At 73.3% G+C, this 25,803-nt stretch carries 26 protein-coding genes; 17 read left to right on the plus strand and 9 right to left on the minus strand.

From position 1 onward, the window contains the following. The first annotated feature begins 11 nt into the window (after window positions 1–11). The 5 genes from ACF08W_RS02895 to ACF08W_RS02915 are packed head-to-tail and all read left to right on the plus strand — an operon-like array spanning window position 12 to window position 5,515. Window positions 12–1,319, plus strand: a complete 1,308-nt coding sequence (locus ACF08W_RS02895) for an NAD(P)/FAD-dependent oxidoreductase (protein ID WP_392278177.1) — start codon at window positions 12–14, stop codon at window positions 1,317–1,319. Further along, window positions 1,316–2,089 carry a DUF1365 domain-containing protein gene (locus ACF08W_RS02900; RefSeq protein WP_392278178.1) on the plus strand — a complete coding sequence of 258 codons (774 nt, stop codon included), beginning with the start codon at window positions 1,316–1,318 and terminating at the stop codon, window positions 2,087–2,089. Before ACF08W_RS02895 ends, ACF08W_RS02900 begins: the two co-directional genes overlap by 4 nt. Next, on the plus strand, window positions 2,086–3,405 hold the full coding sequence (locus ACF08W_RS02905) for a class I SAM-dependent methyltransferase (protein WP_392278179.1): 1,320 nt from the start codon (window positions 2,086–2,088) through the stop codon (window positions 3,403–3,405). The genes ACF08W_RS02900 and ACF08W_RS02905 overlap by 4 nt, the downstream gene beginning before the upstream one ends. After that, window positions 3,402–4,688, plus strand: coding sequence for a class I SAM-dependent methyltransferase (locus tag ACF08W_RS02910; RefSeq protein ID WP_385216364.1), 1,287 nt, complete (start codon window positions 3,402–3,404; stop codon window positions 4,686–4,688). The genes ACF08W_RS02905 and ACF08W_RS02910 overlap by 4 nt, the downstream gene beginning before the upstream one ends. Continuing rightward, window positions 4,685–5,515 (plus strand): DUF1295 domain-containing protein, encoded by an 831-nt coding sequence (locus tag ACF08W_RS02915; RefSeq protein ID WP_392278180.1) that lies wholly within the window; start codon window positions 4,685–4,687, stop codon window positions 5,513–5,515. The genes ACF08W_RS02910 and ACF08W_RS02915 overlap by 4 nt, the downstream gene beginning before the upstream one ends. A gap of 74 nt (window positions 5,516–5,589) precedes the next feature. On the opposite strand, the gene ACF08W_RS02920 is transcribed toward ACF08W_RS02915, so the two are convergent. The 5 genes from ACF08W_RS02920 to ACF08W_RS02940 all read right to left on the minus strand — a co-directional run bounded on the left by ACF08W_RS02920 (window position 5,590) and on the right by ACF08W_RS02940 (window position 8,887). Continuing rightward, a complete protein-coding gene (locus tag ACF08W_RS02920) occupies window positions 5,590–5,820 on the minus strand; it encodes a CDGSH iron-sulfur domain-containing protein (RefSeq protein ID WP_392278181.1) in 231 nt (76 codons plus the stop codon). After that, window positions 5,804–6,493 carry a HemK2/MTQ2 family protein methyltransferase gene (locus tag ACF08W_RS02925; protein ID WP_385216374.1) on the minus strand — a complete coding sequence of 230 codons (690 nt, stop codon included), beginning with the start codon at window positions 6,491–6,493 and terminating at the stop codon, window positions 5,804–5,806. Before ACF08W_RS02925 ends, ACF08W_RS02920 begins: the two co-directional genes overlap by 17 nt. A 38-nt stretch (window positions 6,494–6,531) precedes the next feature. After that, a complete protein-coding gene (locus ACF08W_RS02930) occupies window positions 6,532–7,494 on the minus strand; it encodes an iron-containing redox enzyme family protein (protein ID WP_392278182.1) in 963 nt (320 codons plus the stop codon). A 147-nt stretch (window positions 7,495–7,641) separates the two neighbouring features. Further along, window positions 7,642–8,568 (minus strand): Rieske 2Fe-2S domain-containing protein, encoded by a 927-nt coding sequence (locus ACF08W_RS02935; RefSeq protein WP_392278183.1) that lies wholly within the window; start codon window positions 8,566–8,568, stop codon window positions 7,642–7,644. Between the two features lie 148 nt (window positions 8,569–8,716). Beyond that, window positions 8,717–8,887, minus strand: coding sequence for a CsbD family protein (locus ACF08W_RS02940; RefSeq protein ID WP_352276669.1), 171 nt, complete (start codon window positions 8,885–8,887; stop codon window positions 8,717–8,719). Between the two features lie 148 nt (window positions 8,888–9,035). Here ACF08W_RS02940 and ACF08W_RS02945 point away from each other — a divergent pair, with 148 nt between their 5' ends. From ACF08W_RS02945 to ACF08W_RS03000, 12 genes are all read left to right on the plus strand, one after another. Next, window positions 9,036–10,001 (plus strand): LLM class F420-dependent oxidoreductase, encoded by a 966-nt coding sequence (locus ACF08W_RS02945; RefSeq protein WP_385216384.1) that lies wholly within the window; start codon window positions 9,036–9,038, stop codon window positions 9,999–10,001. Between the two features lie 61 nt (window positions 10,002–10,062). Beyond that, window positions 10,063–10,737, plus strand: a complete 675-nt coding sequence (locus ACF08W_RS02950) for an HAD family hydrolase (protein WP_385216387.1) — start codon at window positions 10,063–10,065, stop codon at window positions 10,735–10,737. 174 nt (window positions 10,738–10,911) lie between these two features. After that, the gene (locus ACF08W_RS02955) at window positions 10,912–11,970 is read left to right on the plus strand and encodes an SDR family oxidoreductase (RefSeq protein WP_392278184.1); all 1,059 of its coding nucleotides are present in this window, start codon (window positions 10,912–10,914) and stop codon (window positions 11,968–11,970) included. 59 nt (window positions 11,971–12,029) lie between these two features. Next, complete coding sequence (locus ACF08W_RS02960) at window positions 12,030–12,185, plus strand: hypothetical protein (RefSeq protein ID WP_352276675.1); 156 nt, start codon at window positions 12,030–12,032, stop codon at window positions 12,183–12,185. After that, window positions 12,182–12,631: a monovalent cation/H+ antiporter complex subunit F gene (locus tag ACF08W_RS02965; RefSeq protein ID WP_385216393.1), complete on the plus strand. Its 450-nt coding sequence runs from the start codon at window positions 12,182–12,184 to the stop codon at window positions 12,629–12,631. The genes ACF08W_RS02960 and ACF08W_RS02965 overlap by 4 nt, the downstream gene beginning before the upstream one ends. Further along, window positions 12,624–12,920, plus strand: coding sequence for a hydrogenase subunit MbhD domain-containing protein (locus tag ACF08W_RS02970; RefSeq protein ID WP_352276679.1), 297 nt, complete (start codon window positions 12,624–12,626; stop codon window positions 12,918–12,920). The genes ACF08W_RS02965 and ACF08W_RS02970 overlap by 8 nt, the downstream gene beginning before the upstream one ends. Continuing rightward, on the plus strand, window positions 12,917–13,654 hold the full coding sequence (locus ACF08W_RS02975) for an MnhB domain-containing protein (protein WP_392278185.1): 738 nt from the start codon (window positions 12,917–12,919) through the stop codon (window positions 13,652–13,654). Before ACF08W_RS02970 ends, ACF08W_RS02975 begins: the two co-directional genes overlap by 4 nt. Continuing rightward, window positions 13,651–14,001 carry a cation:proton antiporter subunit C gene (locus tag ACF08W_RS02980; protein ID WP_352276681.1) on the plus strand — a complete coding sequence of 117 codons (351 nt, stop codon included), beginning with the start codon at window positions 13,651–13,653 and terminating at the stop codon, window positions 13,999–14,001. Before ACF08W_RS02975 ends, ACF08W_RS02980 begins: the two co-directional genes overlap by 4 nt. Next, on the plus strand, window positions 13,998–15,758 hold the full coding sequence (locus ACF08W_RS02985) for a complex I subunit 5 family protein (protein WP_392278186.1): 1,761 nt from the start codon (window positions 13,998–14,000) through the stop codon (window positions 15,756–15,758). Before ACF08W_RS02980 ends, ACF08W_RS02985 begins: the two co-directional genes overlap by 4 nt. 150 nt (window positions 15,759–15,908) lie before the next feature. After that, window positions 15,909–16,688 carry an alpha/beta fold hydrolase gene (locus tag ACF08W_RS02990; RefSeq protein WP_392278187.1) on the plus strand — a complete coding sequence of 260 codons (780 nt, stop codon included), beginning with the start codon at window positions 15,909–15,911 and terminating at the stop codon, window positions 16,686–16,688. Further along, window positions 16,685–18,076 (plus strand): hypothetical protein, encoded by a 1,392-nt coding sequence (locus ACF08W_RS02995; RefSeq protein WP_392278188.1) that lies wholly within the window; start codon window positions 16,685–16,687, stop codon window positions 18,074–18,076. The genes ACF08W_RS02990 and ACF08W_RS02995 overlap by 4 nt, the downstream gene beginning before the upstream one ends. 73 nt (window positions 18,077–18,149) lie before the next feature. Continuing rightward, entirely contained in the window at window positions 18,150–18,581 is a 432-nt protein-coding gene (locus ACF08W_RS03000; protein WP_392278189.1) for a hypothetical protein, read from the plus strand. Here the strand turns inward: ACF08W_RS03000 and ACF08W_RS03005 are convergent. Genes ACF08W_RS03005 through ACF08W_RS03020 form a run of 4 tightly spaced genes read right to left on the minus strand, consistent with a single transcriptional unit; the run spans window position 18,563 to window position 25,768 of the window. Then, window positions 18,563–19,699, minus strand: a complete 1,137-nt coding sequence (locus tag ACF08W_RS03005; RefSeq protein ID WP_392278190.1) for an enolase C-terminal domain-like protein — start codon at window positions 19,697–19,699, stop codon at window positions 18,563–18,565. The two genes, ACF08W_RS03000 and ACF08W_RS03005, sit on opposite strands and share 19 nt — an antisense overlap. After that, the gene (locus tag ACF08W_RS03010) at window positions 19,696–21,504 is read right to left on the minus strand and encodes a thiamine pyrophosphate-requiring protein (RefSeq protein ID WP_392278191.1); all 1,809 of its coding nucleotides are present in this window, start codon (window positions 21,502–21,504) and stop codon (window positions 19,696–19,698) included. Before ACF08W_RS03010 ends, ACF08W_RS03005 begins: the two co-directional genes overlap by 4 nt. 58 nt (window positions 21,505–21,562) lie before the next feature. Beyond that, window positions 21,563–24,670: an FAD-binding and (Fe-S)-binding domain-containing protein gene (locus ACF08W_RS03015; RefSeq protein ID WP_392278192.1), complete on the minus strand. Its 3,108-nt coding sequence runs from the start codon at window positions 24,668–24,670 to the stop codon at window positions 21,563–21,565. A 60-nt stretch (window positions 24,671–24,730) separates the two neighbouring features. Further along, window positions 24,731–25,768 carry an NAD-dependent epimerase/dehydratase family protein gene (locus ACF08W_RS03020; protein WP_352276691.1) on the minus strand — a complete coding sequence of 346 codons (1,038 nt, stop codon included), beginning with the start codon at window positions 25,766–25,768 and terminating at the stop codon, window positions 24,731–24,733. Window positions 25,769–25,803: the final 35 nt, after the last annotated feature.

Here is a 25,803-nt window from a genome sequence, read left to right on the forward strand (position 1 = left end):
GCGAAGTACGGATGAGACGCAGCGGCCTGGCGGCGTACCGATGGGTGGGAGCGGTTGTGAGGGAAGCGCGGAAAGCGGCTGTCGTGGGAGGCGGCGTGGCGGGTCTCACCGCCGCCTACATCCTGGCGTCCTCGTACGAGGTCACCCTGTACGAGGCGGACGACCGGCTCGGCGGTCACGCCCACACCCGCGAACTGCCGGAACCCGGTGGGGGCACGGTGGCCGTGGACTCGGGGTTCATCGTCCACAACGAGCGCACCTATCCCACCCTGCTCCGGCTCTTCCGTGAACTGGACATCGGCACGCAGGACGCCGAGATGAGCATGTCGGTCCGCTGCGACGGCTGTGACCTGGAGTACGCGGGGGCTCGTGGCCCGGCTGCCCTGTTCGCCTCCCGAGCGGCCCGGCGCGGCCGCCATGTACGGCTGCTGGCGGAGGTACCGGTCTTCCACCGCGGCGCCCGCCGCCTCCTCGCCCGCAAGGTCCACCCCGGCGTCACCTTCGGGGACTTCCTGCGCGAGGGCGGATTCTCCCCCTACTTCGTCAGCCACTTCGCCCTGCCCCTGGTCGCCGCGGTGTGGTCCTGCCCCGCAACGACGGCCCTCTCCTACCCCGCCGCCTACCTGTTCGCCTTCCTCCACCACCACGGCCTGCTGTCCGTCACGGGCTCCCCGCAGTGGAAGACCGTCACCGGAGGCTCCGGCGCCTACGTCACCGCCGCCGCGAAACACGTCCAGCGCATCCGCACCTCGAGCCCGGTCGACACCGTCCGGCGCACCGGCCGGGGCGCGCTGATCACCACCGGGGACGGCGCCACCGACGCCTTCGACGCCGTGGTGATCGCCACGCACCCCGACCAGGCGCTCCGTATGCTCGCCGACCCGACCGAGGAGGAACAGCTGCTCCTGGGCTCGTTCACCTACTCGCGCAACCCCACCGTGCTGCACACCGACACCCGGGTCCTGCCGCGTTCGCCACGCGCCCGCGCCTCCTGGAACTACCGGATGACGGGCTGCGACCCCTCTGCGGAGCCCGTCCGCGTCAGCTACGACATGCGGCGTCTCCAGGACCTGCCCGAGGGTGCCGACTACATCGTCACCCTGGGCGGGGAGGACGGCATCGCCGCCGACCGCGTCGTGGAGCGGATGGTCTACGAGCACCCGGTGTACACGGCTGCCTCCGTCGCCGCACAGAATCGGCTGCCGCGCCTGAACGACGGGGTGACCGCCTACGCAGGGGCCTGGCACCGCTGGGGCTTCCACGAGGACGGCTGCCGCTCCGGCGTACGGGCCGCCCGGTCCCTGGGGGTGCGCTGGTGACCGGGGCCGCGCGACCCGCCGCCCCCGCGGCGACCTCGGCGCCCCCCGCGGCGCTCTACGAGTGCGTGATCACACATGCCCGCACCACCCCGCTGCGCCACTCCTTCCGGCACCGCACCTACCTGTGGTGCGTGGACCTGGACCGGCTGCCGGTGCTGCCCCGGCCGGTGCGCCCGCTCGCCCGGTTCGACGCCCGCGACCACTTCGGCGGCGGCACCGATTCCATCCGTGCCGGACTCGACGCCCACCTCGCTGCCCACGGCATCGAACTCGACGGCGGGCGCGTCACGATGCTGGCGCACGCCCGGGTGTTCGGATTCGTCTTCAACCCGCTCACCGTCTACTGGTGCCACGACCGCTCCGGCGCCCTGGTCTGCGTCGTGGCCGAGGTCCACAACACCTACGGGCAGCGCCACTGCTACCTCCTGCGCACCGACGCCACCGGTGGGGCGGAGACCGACAAGGCGTTCTACGTCTCGCCCTTCTTCGCCGTCGAGGGGCACTACCGGATGCGGCTGCCGCCGCCCGACGACCGGCTGCGGCTCGCCGTCCACCTGGAGAACGAGGAGGGCCGGGCGTTCACCGCCGTCGTCCGGGGCCGCCGACGCCCCGCCACCGTCCCCGCCCTGCTGTCCGCCGCCGCCCGCAGCCCCTGGTCGACCGCCGCCGTCTGGGCCGGCATCCGCCGCCACGGCATCCACCTGCTGCTCCGCGGCCTGCCCGTACATCCTCGTCCCCGGACCGCCCCTCAGGAAGGCACGCCGTCGTGACCCAGCCCGCCACCACGCCCCACGGCCGCACCGCCGGGAACCTCCCGCGTACCGACCCCCGGCAACGGACCCACCCCGCCCGTGCCACCGTCCCCGCCGCGCGCCGTAGCGAGGTCGACACCGGACGCTGGCCGGACGTGGCCCAGCTTCCGGCGTCCGGAGCCGCCCGGACCGCCCTGGCCGGACTCCTGGTCGGACGCGCCCTGGACCGGCTCGGCCTGACCGCGCCCGGCGCCGGAGTCCCCGGCCCGCGGCTGACCCTCCACGACCCGGACGCCTTCCACCGGCGCATCGGCCGCCACGGCCTGATCGGCTTCGGCGAGTCCTACATGGCCGGTGAATGGGACAGCGACGACCTGGCCGGGGTCCTGACTGTCCTCGCGCGCCACGTCGACGAGCTGGTCCCCGCCCCCCTGCGGCGGCTGCGCGGTGTGTGGACGTCCGCCCGACCCGCCGCCGACCGCAACACCCGCACCGGGTCCCGCGAGAACATCCAGCACCACTACGACCTGTCGAACGACCTCTTCGCCGCCTTCCTCGACCCCACCCTCTCCTACTCCTCCGCGGTCTTCACCGGCTTACCCGCCGACTTCGCCTCCCTCGCCGATGCCCAGCACCGCAAGATCGACCGGCTCCTGGACCTGGCCCGGGTCGGCGACGGCACCCGGCTGCTGGAGATCGGCACCGGCTGGGGCGAACTCGCCCTGCGCGCCGCAGCCCGCGGCGCCCGCGTCACCACCCTGACCCTCTCCGCCGAACAGGCCGGCCTCGCCCGCGCGCGCATCGCCGCCGCCGGGCTCTCCGACCGGGTGGACGTCCAACTACGCGACTACCGCGACGCCGAGGGCCGCCACGACGCCGTGATCAGCGTCGAGATGATCGAGGCGGTCGGCGCCGAGTTCTGGCCCTCCTACTTCACCGCGCTGCGCCGCGCGCTCGCCCCCGGCGGCAGGATCGCCCTTCAGTCCATCACCATGGGCCACCGGCAGATGCGGCGCACCGCCGCCACCCACACCTGGATCAGCAAGTACGTCTTCCCCGGCGGCCTGATCCCCTCCCGCCGGGCCATCGCCCGGCACTCCGCCGCCGCCGGACTGACGACCGCCGCCGACCACGGCTACGGCGACCACTACGCGGAAACCCTCCGCCTGTGGCGGGAACGGTTCACCGCGGCCCGGCCCACCGTCACGGCCCTCGGCTTCGACACCGTCTTCCAGCGCATGTGGGAGTTCTACCTCGCCTACTCGGAAGCCGGATTCCGCTCCGGCTACCTCGACGTGCGCCAACTGCTCCTCACCGAAGGGACCCACCGATGAAGCATGCCGCAGACCGACTCGCCCAGCTCATCGGCCACTTCCTCCCCGGCCCCCTCCCCGTGCGCGTCCGTGCCTGGGACGGCAGCCAGGCCGGCCCGGCCAACGCCCCCCTCGTCACGCTCCGCTCACCCGCCGCCCTGCGCCGCGTGCTCTGGCAGCCGGGCGAACTCGGCCTCGCCGAGGCGTATGTCACCGGAGACCTCGATGTCGACGGCGACCTCGCCGACGCCCTGTCACGGGCCGGCCGGACCGTCCGAGCCCGTCCCGTCGCCCGCCTCGGGCCCGCGGGCGTGGCGGCGGCGGCCGCGCTCGCCCTACGCCTCGGCGCCGCCGGTCCGCCCCCGCCCCGTCCCCAGGGGCGGGCCCGCCTCACCGGCGGCCTGCACAGCGCCTCCCGGGACGGGGCCGCGATCAGCCATCACTACGACCTGTCCAACGACTTCTACGCGCTCCTGCTGGACGAGTCGATGGCGTACTCCTGCGCCTACTGGACCCGGCCCGCCGGTCCCGCGTACACGCTCGCCGACGCCCAGCGGGACAAACTCGAACTGATCTGCCGCAAACTCGGACTGCGCGCCGGGGACCGGCTGCTCGACGTCGGCTGCGGCTGGGGCTCCCTCACCGTGCACGCGGCCCGGGAACACAAGGCCCGCGTCACCGCCGTCACCCTCTCCCGCGCCCAGCAGGAATTCGTCACCGAGCGGGCCGCGCGCGAGGGGGTCGCCGACCTGGTGGACGTCCGGCTGCGGCACTGGCGGCACATCGACGGCGGCGGCTACGACGCGGCCGCCGCCGTCGAGATGGGCGAACACGTCGGCGACGCCGAGTACCCCGCCTTCGCCACGAAGCTGCACGACGCGCTGCGCCCCGAAGGCCGACTGCTGATCCAGCAGATGTCGCGCGGCGCCCACGCACCCGGCGGAGGCGCCTTCATCGAGACGTACATCGCCCCCGACATGCACATGCGCCCTCTCGGCCGGACCGTGGACCTGCTGGAGACCGCCGGCCTGGAGGTGCGGTCGGCCGAATCCCTCCGCGAGCACTACACGGCCACCATCGACGCCTGGCGCGCCACCCTGGAGGACCGGTGGCACGAGGTCCGGGCCCTCGTCGGGGAGACGACCGGGCGGGTGTGGCGCCTCTACCTGGCCGGGGCCTCGCTCGCCTTCACCGAACGCCGCATGGGCGTCGACCAGATCCTCGCCGTGCGCCCCACCCGCGAGGGGACCTCCGCCATGCCCGCGACCCCCGCCCCCTGGTACACCGCCCAGAGCCCGGCATGACCGGCACCGACCGGGGCGCCCTCGCCGTCAACCTCGCCGCCTGCGCGGCCACGGCGGGGGCAGTGCTCCTCGCCACGTTCGCCGTCGCCGCCCGCCGCGGCCTGCACCGCCTCGTCGACATCGCCTGGGGCCTCGCCTTCAGTGCCGTCGCCGTCGTCACCTGGCTCCTCTCCGACGGACACGGGGACGACGGCCGACGCCTGCTCGTCGCCGCTGCCACCACCGTCTGGGGGCTGCGACTCTCCGCGCACATCGCACGGCGCTCCCGCGGCCACGGCGAGGACCCGCGCTACACCGCCCTCCTGGACAAGGCCCCCGGCAACCGGACCCGCTACGCGCTGCGCACCGTCTACCTGGCCCAGGCGGCCCTCGTCTGGATCATCTCCCTCCCCGTCCAGGCCGCCTCCTACAGCTCCCGGCCCCTGGACCTGCCGGCCTTCTGCGGGATCGCGGTCTGGGCCGTCGGGCTCGGCTTCGAAGCCGTCGGCGACCACCAACTGGCGCGCTTCAAGGAGGATCCCGCCCACCGGGGACGGATCATGGACCGGGGCCTGTGGGCCTGGACCCGGCACCCCAACTACTTCGGGGACAGCCTCGTCTGGTGGGGCCTGTACCTGCTCGCCTGCACCGCCTGGCAGCCGGCCCTCGCCGTACTGCTCTCCCCGGTCCTGATGACCCTGCTGCTGACCGTCGGCAGCGGCAAACGCCTTCTGGAGAAGCACATGTCCCACCGTCCCGGCTACGCCGACTACGCCGCCCGCACCAGCGGCTTCCTGCCGCTGCCCCCGAAGAGGCCCGGTCCCGCCGGGCCGACGGGCATCGAGTGAGCGGGTCCGTCCTGGACCCGAGGGACGCACGCCGTGCTCCCGGCCCGCCGCGACGGCCGTCCCGTGAGGAGACCTCAGGCTCTCGTCGTTCGCGGGGCGGCGTCGCGCAGACAGGGCCGGGCGCGGTGGCTGGTGTCGCACCAGGGGAAGATGGCGCTGCGTCGGCAGGCGCAGATCGCGACGACGAAGCGGTCGGAGGTGTGCACGGACCCGTCCGGTGCGGTGACTTCCACCGGCCCCTCGACGAGGAGGGGGCCGCTTTCGGTCAGGGTGACGCGGCACGGTGCGTCAGGGGCGTTCGGCACGGATGACCACCAGTTCCTCGTTCGTGTCGTCGTGGCGCAGCAGCCGGTGGTCGCGCAGCCATCGGAGCCGCGAGAGCAGCACGGGACCGAAGGGGATGCGGACCCGGCTGCTGATGGTGGCGTTCAGCCCCGCGTGTTCGAGCCGGCCGAGGGTGGTTTCGGCGCCGCAGAGCCCGGAGTGCACCATGAGAAGGACCCCGCCACCGCGCCGCAGCACCGAGGGCGCCCCCGCGCAGACACGGTCGATCAGCTCCCGGCCGTCGCGGCCCGCGTTCCAGGCGCGGGCCGCGCCGTGGCGGGGGATGCCCGGTGCCGGAACGTAGGGCGGGTTGCACAGGACGAGGTCGAACGAGCGTGCTCCGACGGCGGACGTGAGATCGCTGCGGCGTACGGTGATCCGGCGGCGGTGCAGCATCGCGTTGAGGCGTGCGGTGACGACCGCCCGGAGCGCGATGTCCACGGCCGTCACCTCGCAGCCCAGTTGGGCGGCCCGCAGGGCCAGGGCGCCGCTGCCCGTCCCGATGTCCAGCACGTGGGTCCCGGGGCCGGTACGTTCCCGTTCGAGTGCCGCCAGCAGCAACCGGGTGTCGCTCTGCGGTGCGTAGACCCCGGGGAGCGTGACGAGGAACGGCGGCTGTGCGTGGGTGCGTGTGCGGTCGGCTTCGGCGTCCATGGCGTCCCGCCCTCTCCCGTTCCGGTGACGCACGCGCGTCACACTCCCCATCCTGCGAGGAACCTCCGGCCGAGGCGGTCCTCGAGGAAGGAGGTGGCGGCGATGCCGAACGCGATGTCCGGCTCCAGCTCGGGTTCGTCGTCGAGGAGCCCGCCGATCACGTCGTTCCGGACCACCTGCTCGTGCACGGCGTCGGCTTCGACGTGTTCGTCGTAGAAGTGCTGTGCGGCCGGTCCCGCGCCGGTACGGGCCATTGCGCGGGCGAGGTGCCGGGAGGCCGGAGACGAAGTGATCTCGACGGCGGCGAAGTGCCCCACGAGGGCGCCGCGCAGCGACCGGTGCAGCCCGAACAGGGACATGGCGTTGACGAGGGCGAGCATCTCGGCGTACCCGTGGTCCAGGTAGTACCCGTATCCGGTGTTCAGCCCGAGGTCCGACATGAGGTCCGCGAACAGCCGGGCGTGGACGCGGTCCGCTCTGCCGCCGCCGAACTCGTCGAACTCCACGGCGGCCATTCCGGCCTTGGCCCGCCCGCTGAGCCGGGGCAGCACCCAGGCGTGCGGATCGGCCTCCTTCAGGTGGTAGAGGGAACGCTGCCGCGCGTATTCGCGCAGATTCTCCAACGTGCCCCGTCGCGCGAGGAACTGGGACATTCCGTCGGGATCGACGGGCTGGACCAGCAGTTCGGCCAGGACGTCGGCCAGCGGTCCCGGAGCGGGCACGTCCCGGCGCAGTGCGGTGAGGAAGCGGTCCTCCAGCGAAGCCCGCAGGGAGAGCAGACCGGTGTCCCACTCCCACCCCGGATCGACGCCCCGGAAGCCGCGGTAGTGGAGTTCGTAGGCGGTGTACAGGGCGAGTTGCAGATCCTCGCCGTACGGGTCGCCCGGACACGCCGTCGTGATCCCGGGCGGTGCGGACCGGCACAGCAGCGCGTCGGTCACCGCTGCCGACAGCACCCCTCTGGGGCGCGGCAGCGGCGGCGTGGTGGGGGCTTCGTGCATCGCGCTTCCCTCCGGCCCGCTCCGGGCGTGCGGAACACGGCCACGCCCGTCGGGCGAGACGTTCACATCCACCTACGATGCTGCCCGTGCCCGGGGAATCCCGCATCCGCGGCGCCGTGGGCCGGTCGGGTCCGGCGGAGCGAGGGGTCAGTCACTGCTCCGGGCCGCGCCCGGCAGCCGCACCTGCACCATTCCGTCGTCGGTCACCCGGGTGTCGAAGACCGGCTGGGGCGCGGTCGCGGGCCCGCGCACGTTGGCACCGTCCGACAGGCGGAAGACGCTGCCGTGCCAGGGGCATTCGACGCAGCCGTCAACGATCCTGCCCTCGGACAGGGGCCCCGCCAGATGGCTGCACCGGTCCGCCAGCACGTGGATCCGGCCGTCGTCCTCGCGGAAGACCAGCACGGCGGCCTCACCCAACTGCCGCCGTACCGCTGTTCCGGCCGGGAACGACTCGGTCCGCCCCACGGCGTGCCATCCGTCGTCCAGCTCGAACGCGAGCGCGCCGGCCTTGTCGGAACCGGCCGCCTGCCGGTAGGCGAGATGGCCGCCCAGCAGGGCACCGAAGCCGACCGCGCCCAGACCCGCGAACCCGAGCGCCCTCGCTCTGACCGGATGGCCGTGGGGCCCTCGGTGGGTCCAGGAACGGGCGTACAGCGCGACGGCGGTGGAGACGGACGCGGCGTGGACCAGTCCGGTGCGCTTCTGCTGCGGGTGCTGCTCCGCCCAGTCCACCCACCCGGCCAGGGCGGCCGGCGCGGCGGTCAGCAGCCCCATGCCGATCAGCACCCTGGCCCCGCGACGGTTGCCGGGCAGGCAGTCCAGTACCGCTGCCGACAACCAGGCGCCGAGCGGGGCCTGGACCAGGGCGGGGTGCAGGGGGTGTCCGATCGGCAGGCCGTGCAGCACATCACGCGCGCGGCCCAGGGGGAGGGCCTGCACCGCCTGTCGTACCGGCCCGGACAGCACGTCGAGCCGTTCCTGCCGGCCCAGTGCGTCGAGGAACCGCAGAAGAGGGTTCTCGCTCCCGGCACCGCGGCTTCCCGCCGAGCCGTTCCCGGTACGGGGCGACATGTGTTTCCGGATGGTCCGCGAGAGGCTCATGGCAGGCGTTTGCCATGCGCGTGCCGTGGCCAAACGCCGACCGTCCGGCTCCCACTCCGTCAGCGGCGGACGGTCGCGGAACTGCCCCACCCGGAGGGCGGGGCAGTGGCGGAAGCCGTTACCGGTCGGTCGGCGGAGGCTGGTCGTGGCCGCCGCTCATCTTCTTCTTGACCTCGCCCTTGGCCTGCTGCATCTTCCCCTCGGCCTTCTGGCGGCGGTCACCGGTCAACTTGCCCATGGCCTCCTTCGCCTTGCCCTGGATCTTGTCCTTGCCGCTTCCCTGGGTCATGCCTAACCCTCCGAACGTGTAGCGTTTTGCCCCTTCCAACGTAGTTCCTCCCGGCCGTGCGGGCGCGGTGGGGGGAATTGCCGGACAGGGGCGGAGTCGCGGGGTGCAAGGGAGGTTTCAAGCCAGCAAAGCTGGCAAAAGGTCTTATATGGCTCAATTCGGATACACGATGATGACCGAACAAGCCGGACCGTGTTCCCTCGTCGAGCACGTGGTGGCGGCCGAGCGGGCCGGCTTCGACTTCTCCGTCACCTCCGACCACTACTTTCCCTGGCTGGAATCCCAGGGCCACGCGCCCCAGGCGTGGAGTGTGCTGGGCGCGGCGGCCCAGGCCACGTCGACGATCCCGCTGATGACGTACGTGACCTGCCCGACGCGCCGCTACCACCCCGCGGTGGTGGCCCAGATGGCCGTGACGGTCCAGGAACTCTCCGAAGGGCGGTTCCGGCTCGGGCTGGGGTCCGGGGAGAACCTCAACGAGCACGTGGTGGGCGGCGGATGGCCCGGGGCCTCCGTACGGCTGGACATGCTCGAAGAAGCGGTGGAGATCATCGCGGCCCTCTTCGACGGCGGCTACGTCGACCGTCACGGGCCGCACTTCTCCGTCGAGCGCGCCAGACTCTGGGACCTGCCCGCCACCCGGGTGCCGATCGGGGTCGCGGTCTCGGGCCCGCGCTCCTGCGATCTCGCCGGACGCCTCGCCGACCTCGTCATCGCCACCGAGCCCGAGCGTGAACTCCTCGAATCCTTCGACCGGTCCGGCGGCGCGGGGAAGCCGCGCGTGGGACAGCTGCCCGTCTGCTACGACGACGACCGGGACGCGGCGGTCGAGCGGGCCCACCGGCAGTTCCGCTGGTCGGTCGGCGGATGGAAGGTCAACTCCGAGCTGCCGGACCCCACGGCCTTCGCGCAGGCCACCACGTACGTACGCCCCGAGGACATGGCGAAGGCGGTGCCCTGCGGGAACGACGTCGACGAGTTCGTACGGGCGGTACGCGGCTTCACCGACGCGGGGTTCACCGAGGTCGCCCTCGTGCAGATCGGCGGCGCGCACCAACTGCCGTTCATCCGGTGGGCGGAGCGGGAACTGCTGCCCGCCCTGCGCGAGCTCTGAGGGCTCCGCCCGCGGGGAGGGCCGGAGCCACCGCACCGACGCCACGACGAAGGGCGCAGCCATGACACGATCCGCATTGTTCGACGTCGACGGCACACTCACCGACACCAACTACCTCCATGTGACGGCGTGGTGGGAAGCGCTGAGACAGGGCGGGCACACCGTCGCGATGACGGAGATACACGACGCGATCGGCCTCGGCTCCGACGACCTCCTCGACCGGCTCCTCGGCGAGGACCGGGACCACGAACAGGACCCCCACCTCTCCGACGCCCACAGCGCCCTCTACGCCACCTGCTTCGAACGGCTTCCCGCGCTGGGCGGGGCGGGCGACCTCCTGCGGGCGCTGGCGGACCGGGGATGGACCGTGGTCCTCGCCACGTCGGCCCCGGCGCACGAACTGGAAGCGCTGCGCCGGGCGCTCGACGCGGACGAGGCCATCGCCGGGGCCACGAGCGCCGACGACATACAGGAGGGGAAACCCGCGCCGGAACCGGTGCGTCGAGCGATGGAGACCGCCGGGGGAACGCCCGAGGAGACCGTCTTCACCGGGGACTCGGTGTGGGACATGCGCGCCGCCGTGAAAGCCGGTGCGGCCACCGTCGGCCTGCTCAGCGGCGGCATCTGCCGCTCCGCACTCACGGAGGCCGGTGCGGGCGAGACGTACCGGAGCCCTTCCGATCTCCTCGCACACCTCGACACCAGCGTCTTCGCCCGGCTGGAGCGGAACGGCTGATCCCGCGACGCACCGGGCGATCGGCCATTGCGGTACGTTCCGCCGTCCCGTGTGCGGGCCGCTTCGCGGGGCGGGTAGGCCACCCGGTGTCGTGCCGTGACCGGTGCGGCGCGCTCGCATGCGGACCCCGCGCTCCGGTGTCCCCGTCGCCCCATCGTCAGGAGAGGCCGCGCAATGCCCCGAACGGTACTGGTCACCGGTGCGAGCGCCGGTGTGGGACGGGCCGTCGCCCGCGAGTTCGGCCGCAGAGGGGAGAGGGTGGGACTCGTCGCACGCGGCCGTACCGGGCTGCGTGCCGCCGCGGCCGAACTGCACGAGATGGGCGTCGAGGCGGTCGTGGCGCCCGCGGACATGGCCGACGACACGGCCGTACGCGCCGCGGCCGACCACGTCGAGAGTCTCCTCGGCCCGATCGACGTATGGGTCAACGTCGCCTTCACCTCGGTCTTCGCCCCGTTCACCGAGATCGCGCCGGACGAGTTCCGCCGCGTCACCGAGGTCAGCTACCTCGGATACGTCAACGGCACCCGCGAGGCACTGGCGCGCATGAAACCCCGGGGGACGGGGACCATCGTGCAGGTGGGATCCGCGCTGGGGACCCGCTCCATCCCGCTCCAGTCCGCGTACTGCGGTGCCAAGCACGCCGTGAACGGGTTCACCTCGTCGGTCCGCACCGAACTGCTCCACGAGAAGAGCCGGGTGCGCATCACCGTGGTCCAACTGCCCGCGGTGAACACACCGCAGTTCTCCTGGACCCTGTCGCGACTGCCCCGCCACCCGCAGCCCGTCCCGCCCATCTACCAGCCCGAGGTGGCGGCCCGTGCCATCGTGTTCGCCGCGGACCATCCCCGACGCAAGCAGTACTACGTGGGCTCCTCCACCCTGCTGACCATCCTCGGCGAGAAGGTCGCCGCAGGGCTGCTGGACCGCTATCTCGCCCGCACCGGGTACGACGCGCAGCAGACCGGCCGGCCCGTCCCCGCCGACCGGCCGCACAACCTCTGGCATCCGCTCGACGGCGACGACGAGGACGCGCGCGACCACGGCGCCCACGGCGTCTTCGACGACCGGGCCCGCGAGGGATCCGCCCAGGCATGGTGGTCCCGGCACGCCCGGGCGGCCGGACCGGTGCTCGCGCTGGCCCTCGGCGCCGCGGCCGTGGGGGCCCGCAGGCGGGCGGGGCGGACCACCGCCGGTGACATCGCCGGGCGGCGAAGCAGGTGGTCCGGGTGAGACGGACCGGGACGGACGGCCGCGCCGGCGGGGACCGCCCGGGGCGGCGGGGAAGCACCGTGGCCCGGACGGTCCTGTGGTGGGCGGCCCTGTTCGGCCTCTGGCTGATCCTGATCAGCTCGGTCGAACCGCTGGAGATGTGGGTCGGCGCGGCGGCCGCACTCCTCGCCGCGGTCGCCGCAGTGGCGGCCGGACGGGCCGTGGCACGGCAATGAACCTGTGGCTGGTCCTCGCCGCGGCGCTGCTGGTCGTCACCGGGTTCACCGTCCTCGCCGCCACCACCGGCCCCCTGGCTCGTGGCGCCGGTGCCCAGAACTTCGCCACTCTCCTGATCTGCCTGGTCCTGCTCCTGCTCGCCCAGGGGTTCGCCCGGCCCTCCTACGGCGACGCGGCCCTGGTGCTCGCCCTCCTGGGACCGGCCGGGACGCTCGTCTACGCCCGCCTGCTCGGGACCGAGCTGCGGGGCGCCGCCCGGCATCGGTTCGCGTGGCTGTGGACACCGGCTCTCGTCGCCGCCGTCGTCCTCCCGCTCTGCGCGGCGACCGGACCGGGGCGCGCGGCCGCCAAACTCCTCGTGACCGGGGTCCTGCTGGTCGTGGGAAACCTGGTGGGAACGGACGCGCTGCGCAGGGCGGGGACCGGGGCGGCCGGGGATGGCTGACGCGCTGATCCCTGCCGCCCTCGCCCTCGTGGTGGTGGCGGCGACCGCCGCGGCGCTGGTGAGCGACCCCGTCCGGCAGGCCCTGGTCCTGTCCCTGCTCGGGCTCGGTCTCGCGGCGCTGTTCCTCGTGCTCCAGGCGCCCGACGTGGCGCTCTCGCAGCTCGCCGTCGGTTCGGCCCTGACCCCTCTGCTGCTGCTCCTCACCGTGCGCACGTCGCGGCGGCGCGCCCGGCGGACCGGGGACGACAAAGCCGCGACCGCGGAACCGGAGGACGGGAAGCCGCGGTGAACACCACAGGACGCCGCTGGACGGTCGCCGTCGGGGCCACGGGCATCGCCGCACTGCTGGGAGCGGCCTGCTTCCGGCTCCCCGGCTTCGGGGGCGACGTCCACCCGTACGGCGAACGGGCGGTCCGGGCCGCGCTGTCCCACCGCACGGCGAACGTCGTCTCCTCCGTCAACTTCGATCAGCGGGCCTTCGACACACTCGGCGAGGAGAGCATCCTGTTCGCCGCCGTCCTCGGCACCGTCGTCCTGCTGCGGCAGACCCGTGACGAGCGGACCGTCGCACCCGAACCGCTCCGCGTCGCGTCCCGCCCGCGCCGCTACGCGCTGCTCGCCCTCCCGGTCACCGTGCTCGTCGGTCTCTACGTGGTCGCGCACGGGCAGCTCAGCCCCGGCGGCGGATTCCAGGGCGGCGTGGTCGTGGCCACCGGGCTCCACCTCCTCTACATCGCCGTCGACTACCGCGCGCTGGAAGCGATCCGCCCGGTCCCGCTGTACGAGTTCGGCGACGCCGCAGGCGAGGCCGCCTACCTGCTGATCGGAGCCGCCGGGCTGGCCTTCGGCTCCGCGTACCTCGCCAACACACTGCTGCCCTACGGCACCTTCAACACCCTGGCCTCCGGTGGCATCGTGCCGCTGCTCAACGCGGCGATCGGCGTGGAGGTGGCCTGCGCGGTCGTCGTGCTGCTCGCCCAGTTCCTGGACCAGGCCCTGGAGATCGAGGAGAACCGGCCGTGACGCGTGTGCTGCCCTACCTCGCCGCCGCCTGGATCTTCCTCGTCGGCGCCTACGGACTGGCCACCAGCCGCAACCTCGTGCGCTCCGTGGGCTGTCTGGCGGTCTGCCAGTCCGCGACCTACGTCCTGCTCCTGGCGATCGGCTACCGCGACGGCGGCACGGCCCCCGTCTTCTCCGACGTGAAACCCGGAGCCCGCCCGGTCGTCGACCCCGTCGTCCAGGCGCTGGCGCTCACCGACGTGGTCGTCGGAGCCACCGTCACCGCGCTCCTGCTCGCCCTGGTCGTCCAGATCTCCAAGCGCCACCGGACACTCGATCCGGACGAACTGTCCGAGCTGCGCGGATGAGCCGACTGCTGCCGCTGCTCGTCGCCGTCCCGCTGTTCGGCGCGGCCCTGCTCGTCGCGGCGGGGCGCCGACTGCCCCGGCTTCCCGCCGAGGCGTTCGCGGGCGTCCTCGCCGCCGCCACCGCGGCGCTCGCGCTGACGATGCTGGTCCGCCCCTCACCGGTCCACGAGGAATGGGTCGGCGGCTGGGAGCCGGCGCGAGGACCCGCCGTGGGCATCGTCCTGGTCGGCGACGGTGTGGCGCTCGGCCTCGTGACGCTGATCTCGCTGCTCACGACGGCGGTCGTGATCTACTCGTGGCGGTACTTCGACGAGCGGACACTGCGTCACACCGGCGCCTTCCCGGCGTTGATCCTGCTGTTCCAGGCGGGCATGTGCGGCTTCGTGCTGGCGGGCGACCTCTTCAACGCGTTCGTCTTCTTCGAGCTGATGGGCGTGGTGGCCTACGCGCTGACCGGCCACCGGGTGGAGGAGCCGAAGGTTGTGCAGGGCGCGCTCACCTTCGGCGTGGTGAACTCGCTGGGGGCGTACGCGACCCTCGTCGGCATCGCCCTGCTGTACGCCCGCACGGGGGAGCTCTCGATGCAGGCCATCGGGCAGCGGCTCGACGAGCGGGAGGGGCCCGACGCCCTGGTCCTCGCCGCGTTCGCGCTCGTCCTGACGGGGCTGCTGGTCAAGGCCGCGGCCTTCCCCTTCCACTTCTGGCTTCCCGACGCGCACGCCGTCGCCCCCACCCCCGTCTGCATGCTGCTGTCCGGGGTGATGGTCGAACTCGGTGTGTACGGCGTGGCCCGCGTGTACGGGACCGTGTTCGGCGGACCCGGCGGCATCCCCCCGGCCGACGCGGGCCGGGCCCTCGTCGTGCTGGGCGCCGTCACCGGTCTCGTCGGTGCCGTCATGAGCTGGCAGCAGCGGCACGTGAAGCGGTTGCTGGCGTACGCGACGGTCGCCCACACCGGCCTGTTCCTCGTCGGCCTCGGGCTGACCTCGCCGAAGGCGACCGAGGGCGTCGCCCTGTACGTCGTGGGACACGCCGGGGCGAAGGCCGCGCTGTTCGCCTGCGCCGGAATCCTGCTGGACCGCTACGGCAGCATCGACGAGCACGACCTGTTCGCGAAGGCGCGTGAACTTCCTCTGGTCTCTGCCCTGTTCGCCATGGGCGGCCTGGCTCTCGCCGGGATGCCGCCGTTCGGCACCGGGCTCGGCAAGGCGGCCGTGGAGGAGGAGGGCGGCGCCCTGCTGACCGTGCTCTGCGTGGCCGTCTCCGCCGCCACGGGGGCGGCCGTGCTGCGCGTGACCGCCCGGGTCTTCTGGGGGCTCGGCCGCAGACCGCAGGGGGCGCGGGCGGACGAGACGACGGGCACGGACGAGGAACCGGAGACCCAGGGGCCGTTGGGCCGGGTGCCGGTCACCATGCTGGCCGTCCCGGTCGCGCTGCTTCTCGGGGCGCTGGCCGCCGGGCTGGCACCCGGGTTCGCCGGGGCCGTCGCGCGAGCCGTGGCCGACATGGGTTCCGGCGGGCCGGTGGAGCCCGTGCACTGGACCGCGGCGGGACTGGCGCTCGGCGGGGCCTCGACCCTGCTGGCCGTCGTGACCGCGGCCGCGGCCCTGCGCGGGCGGGCGACGGCGGAAGGGCATCCGTGGATCGCCCCGCTGCGGCGCCTGCACTCGGGACACGTCGGCGACTACGTGGCCTGGCTGCTGGTCGGCACCGCTCTGCTCGGCGCGCTCGCATGGCCGGCCCTCGGCGCCGGATGAGGGCGGAGGCGGTCCGACGCCCGGGCCCGATGGGATGAGCGCTGTTTACCGCGCGTGCCGCGGTGATACGTCTCCTACGAGGGCGGCCCGAAGGCCGTGACGGACCCGATCGCCCGTACGGCTCGGGCGAGGAACGAGGTACCGACGCCCATGCGACGCGTCACCGTGCAGGTGGACGGCTTCCCGATGGTCGGCCGGCGAGCGCCCGGACCGGGAGGACCACCGGTGGTCTGCGTGCACGGCGCCGGCATCTCCAGCCGGGCCTTCCGCCCGTTCCTGGCGGAACTCGGCGGACAGCACGACACCTGGGCCGTCGATCTGCCCGGCTGCGGCGCCAGCGCGGCACCGTCCGGCCGCATGCCGTTGCGCGCGCTCGCGGACGCGCTCGTCCAGTGGCTGCCCGCCACGGGACCGGAGCCGGTCGTGCTGCTGGGAGGTTCCTTCGGCTGCCAGATCGCCGTCGACGTCGCGGTCCGGTACCCCGACCGCGTAGCGGGCCTCGTCCTGGTGGGGCCCACGGTCGACCCCAAGGCCCGCACGGCCCCGCGGCAACTGGTCCGCTGGCTGCGCAACGCCCCGTACGAGCGGCCCTCGATGGCCCGGCTGAACGTCGCCGACTACCGGGACGCCGGACTGCGGCGCGTACGGTGGGCGTTCGCCGAGGCCCTGCGCGACCGCGTCGAGGACAAACTGCCGCACGTCCACGCACCCACGCTCGTGGTGCGGGGGTCCACGGACCGGCTGGTCCCCCAGGAGTGGGCGGAGGAGGCGACCGCGCTGCTGCCGTCCGGCCGACTGGCCGTGGTCGAGGGGGCCGGACACATGGTCCCCCATCGACGCCCGGCCGAACTGGCCTCGATCGTCAGGGAGTTCCTCGCTGATCGGTGCGGATCGGTCGGTGTCGGCGGCGGACGGGGGAGCGGAGCGTGAAGGCATCCAGGGCGGTCGCCGCGTTCGACTCCTCGACCGGCATGCTGCGCGCGCTCTCCCGGTTCCTGGGAGGCCGGGAGAATCCGGGCCTCGGCCAGGCTCCCGGCGCGTTGGAGATCCCGTTGTCCGGCTTCCTGGGCGCACTCGACCGGCTGCCGGTCCGGGTGAGGGAGAAGGCGTACGCACTCAGCGGCTGGACGGGCGCGGTCCCGCTCTCCTCGGCCGGTGCCATCCGCTCCGACGAGCTTGCCGCATGGGTCACCGGCCACTACCCGCGACGCCGCTACCCGGTGATCTTCATCGGCTCCAGCAACGGCGCGCTGACGCACTTGGCGGCGGCCCTGGACGCCGCCTGGCTCCCCCAGACGCTCCTCCTTCCGATGCGGCGCCGGGGCGTCGCCGTGGACGACCCGCGCGGCGACCTGGCCGCCGTCGCCGGAGCGGGGCGGGAACTCCTCGCCGCCAACCCGGACCTGGTCCTGCACCACATGCACGACCCCAACCAGGACCGCCTCATGATCGCGGGCATGACGTACTTCCGCGTCAAGTGGCATCGGCTGCCCGGCGCGTACCGCCGGTTCGTCCGGGAGCGCCTGGAGCCCGGCGGCCTGCTCGTCGCCGTCGACTGCGCACTGAGCTGGCCCACCACGACCGTCGACGACCGGTACGTCTTCCAGTTCGGCGCCCCCGGCGACGCCACCCCCGAGGAGTACCGCCACGGCGGCCCCCGGGTCGCGGAATTCCTGGCCCGCTACGGCTCGCCGGTACGGAGCTGGAACCCGCCCGCCGCGGACGGGGAGAGCCCCGAGGCGGAGTGGGGATTCCGTCCGACGCTCCTCGACGACCTGGCGGGCCTCGCCGAACAGTGCGGGACGCCGCTCTCCGCCCTCCGCTTCGACACCCCGCAGCGGCTCAGCCCCGCCGTGGCCGACCTGTACCGGCACTGGTACCGGCGGCTCGGACTGCCGGCGGAACGCCTGCTGGCCGAGTCGTTCCTCCTGCTCGACCCGCGGCAGGCACTGCTCACCGGGTCGGTGCCCTACTGGACCGTGTTCCCCACCGAATCCTCCCGCGCCGGTCTCGACGCCTACCTGGACGCCACCGATCCCTACGACGAGATCCGGGCGCTGCTGTTCAACCACGGCACGGAGTCGATCGGTCTGGCGAGTGCGCGCGCGTGGCAGCGAACGGTCGACCGGGCGCGGAAGATCGGCACCCTGACAGGCGTCAACGCCTCCGCGTTCCCCAGGGACTTCGCCGCCCTGGTCCGTGCGCACCGCGAACTCACCAGGATCCGCCTCCGCCGCCCCCTGCCCCTGCCGCTCAGCGCCGCCGAGGCGTCCAGTGTGCTGGCCGGAAGCGGAATCCGTTGGGAGCCGCTGGCATGACGGCGACCGGTCCCGCCTCGCGGGCACTCCGCTCGACCCACCCGGTGCGGCCCGGTGGGGATACCGTTCCGGCATGACGTCAGCGCCGCCGCTGTTCCCGCCCCGTCCGATCCGTGGTGTGCGTGTGCTGCACCGGAGGCAGAACTGTGCGCCGCAGTTCGCGGAGTTGGAAGTGGACTCCGAGCCCGCGGCCGGGGGCTTCGCCTTCGAGGTGCCCGAAGGGCTGCCGTCGGCGGGCGATCCCCCGGACGACCTGTCGCGCCTCGTCGCCGCTGCCGCCGCCGGGATCCAGGAGGAGCTGAGCGCGTCCGGGCACGGACTCGTGGTCTCCGTGCGGGTGGTGCTGCGGAGCATCCGTACCGACATATTCGGCTCGCACGAACTGGCGTTCAGGGTCGCGGGCGGCCTCGCCGCCCGCGAGGCCCTGGCGCGCGGTCGTGGAGCAGGTGACGGACAGGGTGCTCCGGATGCGCGGTCGAGCCGTGGTCACGGGCCGACGCGGTAGCGTTCGGCGCTCTCCTCGCTCAGCTCCAGGCCGAGCCCCGGCCGCCCCGTGCCGCCCGGACGGACCGTGCCGCCGGCGGGGGACAGTACGCCGTCCAGGAGGCGCTGTTCGACGCGTACGTGGTCGTGGAACCACTCCGCGTGGCGCAGGTTGGGGATGGCGGCGGCCGTGTGGGCGTGGACGTGCGGGGCGCAGTGGGCGGAGAGCTGGAGACCGGCGGCGTCGGCCAGGGCCGCGGCGCGCAGCCATCCGGTGACGCCCCCGCACCGGGTCGCGTCCGCCTGGAGGCAGTCCACCGCGCCCGCGTCGACCATCGCGCGGAAGTAGGCCGGTGTGCAGCCGTACTCACCGGCGGTCACATCGGGGAGTACGGCCGCCCGGACCCGGGCCAGCCCCGCCAGGTCCTCGGAGGAGACGGGCTCCTCGAACCAGGTCACCGCCTCGTCGCCGAGGAAGGAGGCCAGCCGGATCGCCTGCTTGCGGGTGTAGGCGCCGTTGGCGTCCACGTACAGTTCCGCGGCTTCGCCGATGCTGGAGCGCGCGGCGGCGATCCGCGTCCGGTCCCGTCGTTCCTCCTTGCCCCACGACTCCCCGATCTTCATCTTGACCCGGGGAATCCCCAGCGTCTCGACCCAGCCGCGGAGTTGATGGTCCTGCTGGCGCGCGGAGTACGTGGTGAACCCGCCGCTTCCGTACACCGGGACGTCGGGCGTGACGGCGCCCAGCAGATCGACGAGCGGGAGCCCCAGCAGCCGCGCCTTCAGATCCCACAGGGCGATGTCGACGGCGGAGACGGCGCCCGCCACCAGCCCGGGGTACCCCGCGTTGCGTACGGCGCGGCGCATCGCCTCGTTGGCGCCGGGCGGATCCCAGGCGCGCAGACCCGTCACCACCCCGGCCAGCAGGTCCTCGACGACGGCCGTGGCCGCGGCGGCGCCGTAGGTGTAGCCGAGCCCCGTCGCCCCGTCGGAGCGCGCGTGGACGACGACCAGTGTGGTCTCCTTCCACGCGAGCGTGCCGTCCCCCTCGGGGCTGTCCGTCGGCACGGTGTACGCCGCGGCCCCGACGGCGGACACCCGGGGCCCGGAGTCCGCCGGAACCGCGTTCGGCCCGGTCATCCGGCCTCCGGGGATTCGCCGCGCCGGTGGTGTCCGGGCAGCATCTCCTGCACCTTGGCCTTGAGCCCCTGCCTGATGATGCCGCCGCGGTCGCTGTCGCCCTTGACGGTGGCGGCGACCAGCGCCTCGGCCTGCTCCCGGGTGGCGTGCGGAGGGATCGGGGGGACGGCCGGGTCGGTGACGAAGTCGATGACGAAGGGGCGGTCGGCACTGAGCGCGCGGCGCCAGGCTTCCTCGACGTCCTCGGGCTTCTCCACCCGCGTCCCGACCAGTCCGATCAGGTGCGCGAAGTCGCCGTACCGGACATCGGGCAGGGACTGGGAGGGAAGGAACTGCGGGGCTCCCGACATGGCGCGCATCTCCCAGGTGACCTGGTTCAGGTCCTGGTTGTTGAGCACGGCGACGATCAGCCGCGGATCGCGCCACTGCGACCAGTACTTCGCGACGGTGATCAGCTCCGCCATACCGTTCATCTGCATGGCACCGTCCCCCACCAGCGCCAGCGCGGGCCGGTCGGGATGCGCGAACTTGGCCCCGATCGCGTAGGGGACCCCGGGCCCCATGGTGGCGAGCGTTCCCGAGAGCGAGCCGCGCATCCGCCCGCGCATCCGCAGATGGCGCGCGTACCAGTTGGCTCCGGAACCGGAGTCGGCGGAGATCATGACGTCGTCGGGCAGCAGGGCGTCGAGCGTGTGCACGACGTACTCCGGGTTGAGCGGGTCGGCGGCCACGGCGGCGCGCCGCCCCATCACCTCCCACCAGCGGGCGGTGTCCTTCTCGATCTTCTTGCGCCAGGCGCCGTGCTTCTTCCGTTTCAGCAGGGGGAGCAGCGCCCCGAGGGTCTCCTTCGCGTCACCGGCGAGGTTCACCTCGAAGGGATACCTGAGCCCGATCATGCGCGGATCGATGTCGATCTGCACCGCGCGCGCCTGGTCCAGTTCGGGGAGGAACTGCGTGTACGGGAAGCTCGACCCCACCACCAGCAACGTGTCGCAGTCCCGCATCAGCTCGTACGAGGGCCGGGTGCCCAGCAGTCCGATCGCGCCGGTCACATAGGGGAGTTCGTCCGAGAGGACGTCCTTGCCCAGCAGCGCCTTGGCGACCCCCGCCCCCAGCACATCGGCGAGTTCCTCGACCTCCGCCCGCGCGTTCCGAGCGCCCTGGCCGATGAGCACGGCCACTTTCTCGCCCGCGTTCAGCACGTCGGCGGCGTGTGCGAGGTCCTGGGGCGAGGGCAGTGCGGCCGAGGACGCCAGCCCCAGGCTGGACGGCACCATCTTGAAGGCGTGGGTGGGCGGGGAGTAGTCGAGCTCCTGGACGTCCGCGGGGAGGATGACCGCCGTCACCGTGCGCCCGGCGTACGCGGTGCGGAACGCCCGGTCGATGACGTTGGGGAGCTGCTCGGGCACGGTCACCATCTCGCAGAACTCCGACGCCACGTCCTTGTAGAGGCTGACCAGGTCGACCTCCTGCTGGTAGGAGCCTCCCATCGCGCTGCGGTTGGTCTGGCCCACGAGCGCCACCACGGGGACGTGGTCGAGCTTCGCGTCGTACAGACCGTTGAGCAGATGGATCGCGCCGGGGCCGGAGGTGGCCGCGCACACCCCCACCTTGCCGGAGAACTTCGCGTAGCCCACCGCCTCGAACGCGGCCATCTCCTCGTGACGGGCCTGGACGAATTCCGGGTCGTTGTCCGCGCGCCCCCAGGCGGCGAGGAGGCCGTTGATGCCGTCGCCCGCGTAGGCGAAGACATGGTCCACCTCCCACTCGCGCAGACGCTGAAGAACGTAGTCGGACACCTTCATGGGCCTGGTCTCCTGTCGTGTGGTGTGCCGTGCCGCGTGGGTGGGGCCGGGGCTTGCCTCAGGTGCGTGAACGGCAGTGCCGGAGCAGGCCGTACGCGCCCGCTCCCGCCGCCGCGACGGTGGCGAGGACGGCGGCCGTCGCCCGGCCCGCGTCCCCCTCGGGCACCTCGGGGCGCGCGACGAGCCGTTCCGGACGGTCGGACGGAAGGCCGCCGTCCAGCCCGAGGGCCAGTGCCTCCGCCAGATGCATCGCCCGGCGGCCGGTGCCGCCCTCCTCGATCTGCGTACGGCAGCTGAAGCCGTCCGCCAGGACGAGCGCCCCGGGAGGCGCGGCGCGTACGGAGGGCAGGACCCCCAGTTCACCGATGGCGAGCGAGAGCCCGTGGTGCCCCCGCTCGAAGCCGAAGTTCCCGGCGAGCCCGCAGCACCCCTCGTCCAGGACGGTCGCCTCGATGCCCGCGCGGCGCATGAGCTCGCGGTCCGCGTCGTCCTTCAGCACGGCGTGCTGGTGGCAGTGGGTCTGCACGACGGCGGACCGGGCGAGCCTCGGCGGCTGCCAGTCCTGGTCGGGCAGCTCCCCGACGAGGAGTTCCGCGAAGGTGCGCACCTGCCGGGACAGCCGCTGGACGTCCCGGTCCCGCGGCATCAGCTCCGGGGCGTCGACGCGGAGGGCGGCGACGCACGACGGCTCCAGCCCGACGACGGGGGTGCCTGCCTCCACCCACGGCCGGAGCGCCTCCACCGTCCCGCGCAACGCGGCCCGCGCCGCACCGAGCTGACCCGTCGAGATCCAGGTGAGTCCGCAGCACGCCCGCCGGTCCGGGACCGCCACCCGGAATCCCGCGTCCTCCAGGACCCGCACCGCCGCCTTCGCGACGGCAGGGTGGAAGGAGTCGCTGAACGTGTCCGGCCACAGCACGACCGCATGTTCGTCCCCCGGCTCGGGCCCGGGCACGTCCCGGGAGTCCCACCACTGCCGGAAGGACTCCCGGGCGAACACCGGCGCGCTCCGTTCGCCGGCCACCCCCGCGAGCCGCTTCCCGGCGCGCGCGAGGCCAGGGGCGTGGAGGAGGGCGTTCACCACGCGCGGTGCCAGGCGCGTCAGCCGCGCCCACACCGGGAGCCAGCCCAGGGAGTAGTGGGCGGCCGGGCGCAGCCGGTGCGCGTAGTGGTGGGAGAGGAACTCGGCCTTGTAGGTGGCCATGTCGACGCCCACCGGGCAGTCGGAGCGGCACCCCTTGCAGGAGAGGCAGAGATCGAGCGCGTCGCGGACCTCGGGGGAGTGCCAGCCGCCGGTCACGGGGGAGTCGTCGTGCCCGCCGAGCATCTCGAACAGCAGCCGGGCCCGGCCGCGCGTGGAGTGCTCCTCCTCGCCCGTCGCCCGGAACGACGGGCACATCACCCCGCCGGAGTGGGTCCGGCAGTTCCCGATGCCGACGCAGCGCTTCACCGCCGTGGTGAAGGACCCGTCGTCCTGCGGGAATCCGAAGTGGGTGGCAGGGTCGGCCGGGCGCCACTCCGAGCCCAGCCTCAGGTTCTCGTCGGTGCGGTGCGGGGCGACGACCTTCCCCGGGTTCATTCTGCCGCCCGGGTCGAAGAGCCGCTTGACCTCGCCGAACGCGTCGACGAGCGGCCGGCCGAACATCCGCTCCAGCAGTTCGCCCCGCGCCTGCCCGTCGCCGTGCTCCCCCGAGAGCGAACCGCCGTAGGAGACGACGAGATCGGCCGCGCGGAACAGGAACGCGCGGAACGTGGCGATCCCCTCGGCGTGCGTGAGGTCGAACGGGATGCGCGTGTGGACACAGCCCTGCCCGAAGTGTCCGTAGAGCGAGGGGTGGTCGTAGTCGAACTCCGCGAACAGGTCCTTCAGGTCGCGCAGGTAGTCGCCGAGCCGTTCCGGCGGAACGGCGGAGTCCTCCCACCCCTCCCAGGTCTCCCGGTCGTCGGGCGGGCGCGCGGTCACCCCCAGCCCCGCCTCCCGGGCCCGGAGCATCTTCTGTTCGCGTCCGGGGTCGTCCGAGAAGGAGACCCGCGGGTCGTCCGGGCCGCGGCCGAGCGCGTCGAGGAGTCCCCGCGCCCGGGCGTCCACGTCGTCCTGGCTGTCCCCGCCGAACTGGACGAGAAGCCAGCTGTCCCCCTCGGGGAACGTGTCCAACGACTCCAGATGGGAGCCCTCCTCCCGCATGAGCTGGGCCATGCGTCCGTCCAACGCCTCCAGCAGCTCCGGTTCGCCGTGGCCCAGCACCCGGGGCACGTCGTCGGCGGCCGCGCAGATGTCGTCGTAACCGAGGACGACCATCGCCTCGCACCGGGGCACGGGCACCAGGTCCAGCTCGGCGCGCAGGACGACGACCAGGGTGCCCTCGCTCCCGACGAGCGCGCGCGCCACGTCGAAACCGTTCTCCGGCAGCAACGAGTCGAGGTTGTAGCCGGACACCCGTCGCGGAATGCGGGGATAGCCGTGGCGGATGTCGGCCAGGTGCTCGTCGACCACCTGGCGCAGCCCGGCGTAGAGCTCGGCGCGCCGGCCCCCGGAACGCAGCACGGCCTCGTACTCCTCGCGGGAGGTGGGCCCGACCCAGCAGCGCGTTCCGTCGTACGTGAGGATCTCCAGGCGGCGCACGTTGTCCACCGTCTTGCCGTACGCCTGGGCCGACGCCCCGCAGGAGTTGTTCCCGATCATCCCGCCCAGCGCGCAGTGGCTGTGCGTGGAGGGCTTCGGCCCGAACTTCAGCCGGTACGAGGAGAGTTGGCGGTTCAGCTCGTCCAGGACGATCCCGGGCTCGACCACGCAGGTCGCCCGGTCCGGCTCCACGGACACCAGCTTGTGGCAGTACTTCGTCCAGTCGACGACCACCGCGGCGTTGGTGCACTGGCCGGCCAGGCTCGTTCCGCCGCCCCTGGACAGCACCGGCGCGCCGAACCGCGCGCAGACCCGCACCGCGTCCGCCCCGGCGTCGATGTCGCGCGGCACGACCACGCCGATGGGCACCTGACGGTAGTTCGACCCGTCCGTGGAGTACGCGCCGCGGCTGCCCGCGTCGAACCGGACCTCGCCCCGCACGCCCGCCCGCAGCGCCCGCTCCAGGCCGACGACATCGATCGGCGCGCCGTCGACGGAGCCGCGATCCGGCGACGGCGACCGCGAGGAGGTCTGGGGTTCCATGACGGTTCCTCTCTCCGGTGATCCACTCCGGACACGAGGGGGCTCATCCCCCGGACGCGTTCACTTCCACGTGCTGCCCACCAGAGGCGGCGTGTCCAGGCCCGACCCGGTCCGTACGCCGTGCAGGAACTCCGACAGCGCCTCCTGGGCCGACCGGGTCGGCCGCCACCCCAGCACCTCGTGGGCGCGGGAGCAGTCGAGGACCGGGAGGCGGAGCACCGCGTCGAAGAGATGGGGGGAAGCGGGCACGGCCCGGCCGTGCCACGCTGCCGACAGGACCGTCCGGACGACGGCGGGCGGGACGCGCACCACCCGGGCGCCGAGCAGGTCGGCGAGCTCCCGGGGGCCGAGCACCGGCTCCGCCGCCAGGTTGAACGGACCGTGCACGTCGGTGAGCACGGCCGCCCGGTAGGCCCGGGCCGCGTCATCGGTGTGCAGCACCTGGAACCGCAGCCCCGGCAGGTCCGGGACGAACGGGAGCAGGTCCGGCCGGAGCAGGACACCGGGCAGATGGCGGCCCGCGAAGATGCGGCGCTGCTCGCTGGCGGACTGCTCCTTGAAGAGGAAGCCGGGACGCATCCTCACCACCCGGACGTCCGGACGACGCAGCTCGAACGAGTCCAGCACCCGTTCCAGATAGGACTTCTCCCGGCAGTAGGCGGCATCCGGCCACCCGTGCGTCGGCCAGTTCTCGTCCACGCCCCGCACGCTCTTCGGGCCGGGGGAGTACGCGCCCACCGACGAGGCGTGCACCAGGGTCCGGACCCCGGCCCGCGCCACGGCGTCGAAGACCCGGACGGAGCCCAGGACGTTGCTGCGCCAGGTGACCACCGGATCATGCGTCGGCTGGAAGCGCCACGCCAGGTGGACGACCGCGTCCGCGCCGGTGAGGAGCCCGTCCAGCGCCGCCGGACTGTCCTCGCGGGAGAGGTCCACGGCGGCCCACCGCACCTTGGGCACGGAGATCGACGGCAGCCGGCGGGCCAGGCCGACGACCTCCGCCACGCCGGGGTCCGCCGCGAGCGACTCGACGACGCTGGTTCCCACATTGCCGGTGGCTCCCGTCACCACCACGCGCAGTCCCACGGGTGTGCCCATGGTGTTCCGTCCTTCCGGAGGGTTGCGAGGATCGT

The organism is Streptomyces sp. NPDC015144 (assembly GCF_043079735.1).
Lineage (GTDB): Bacteria > Actinomycetota > Actinomycetes > Streptomycetales > Streptomycetaceae > Streptomyces.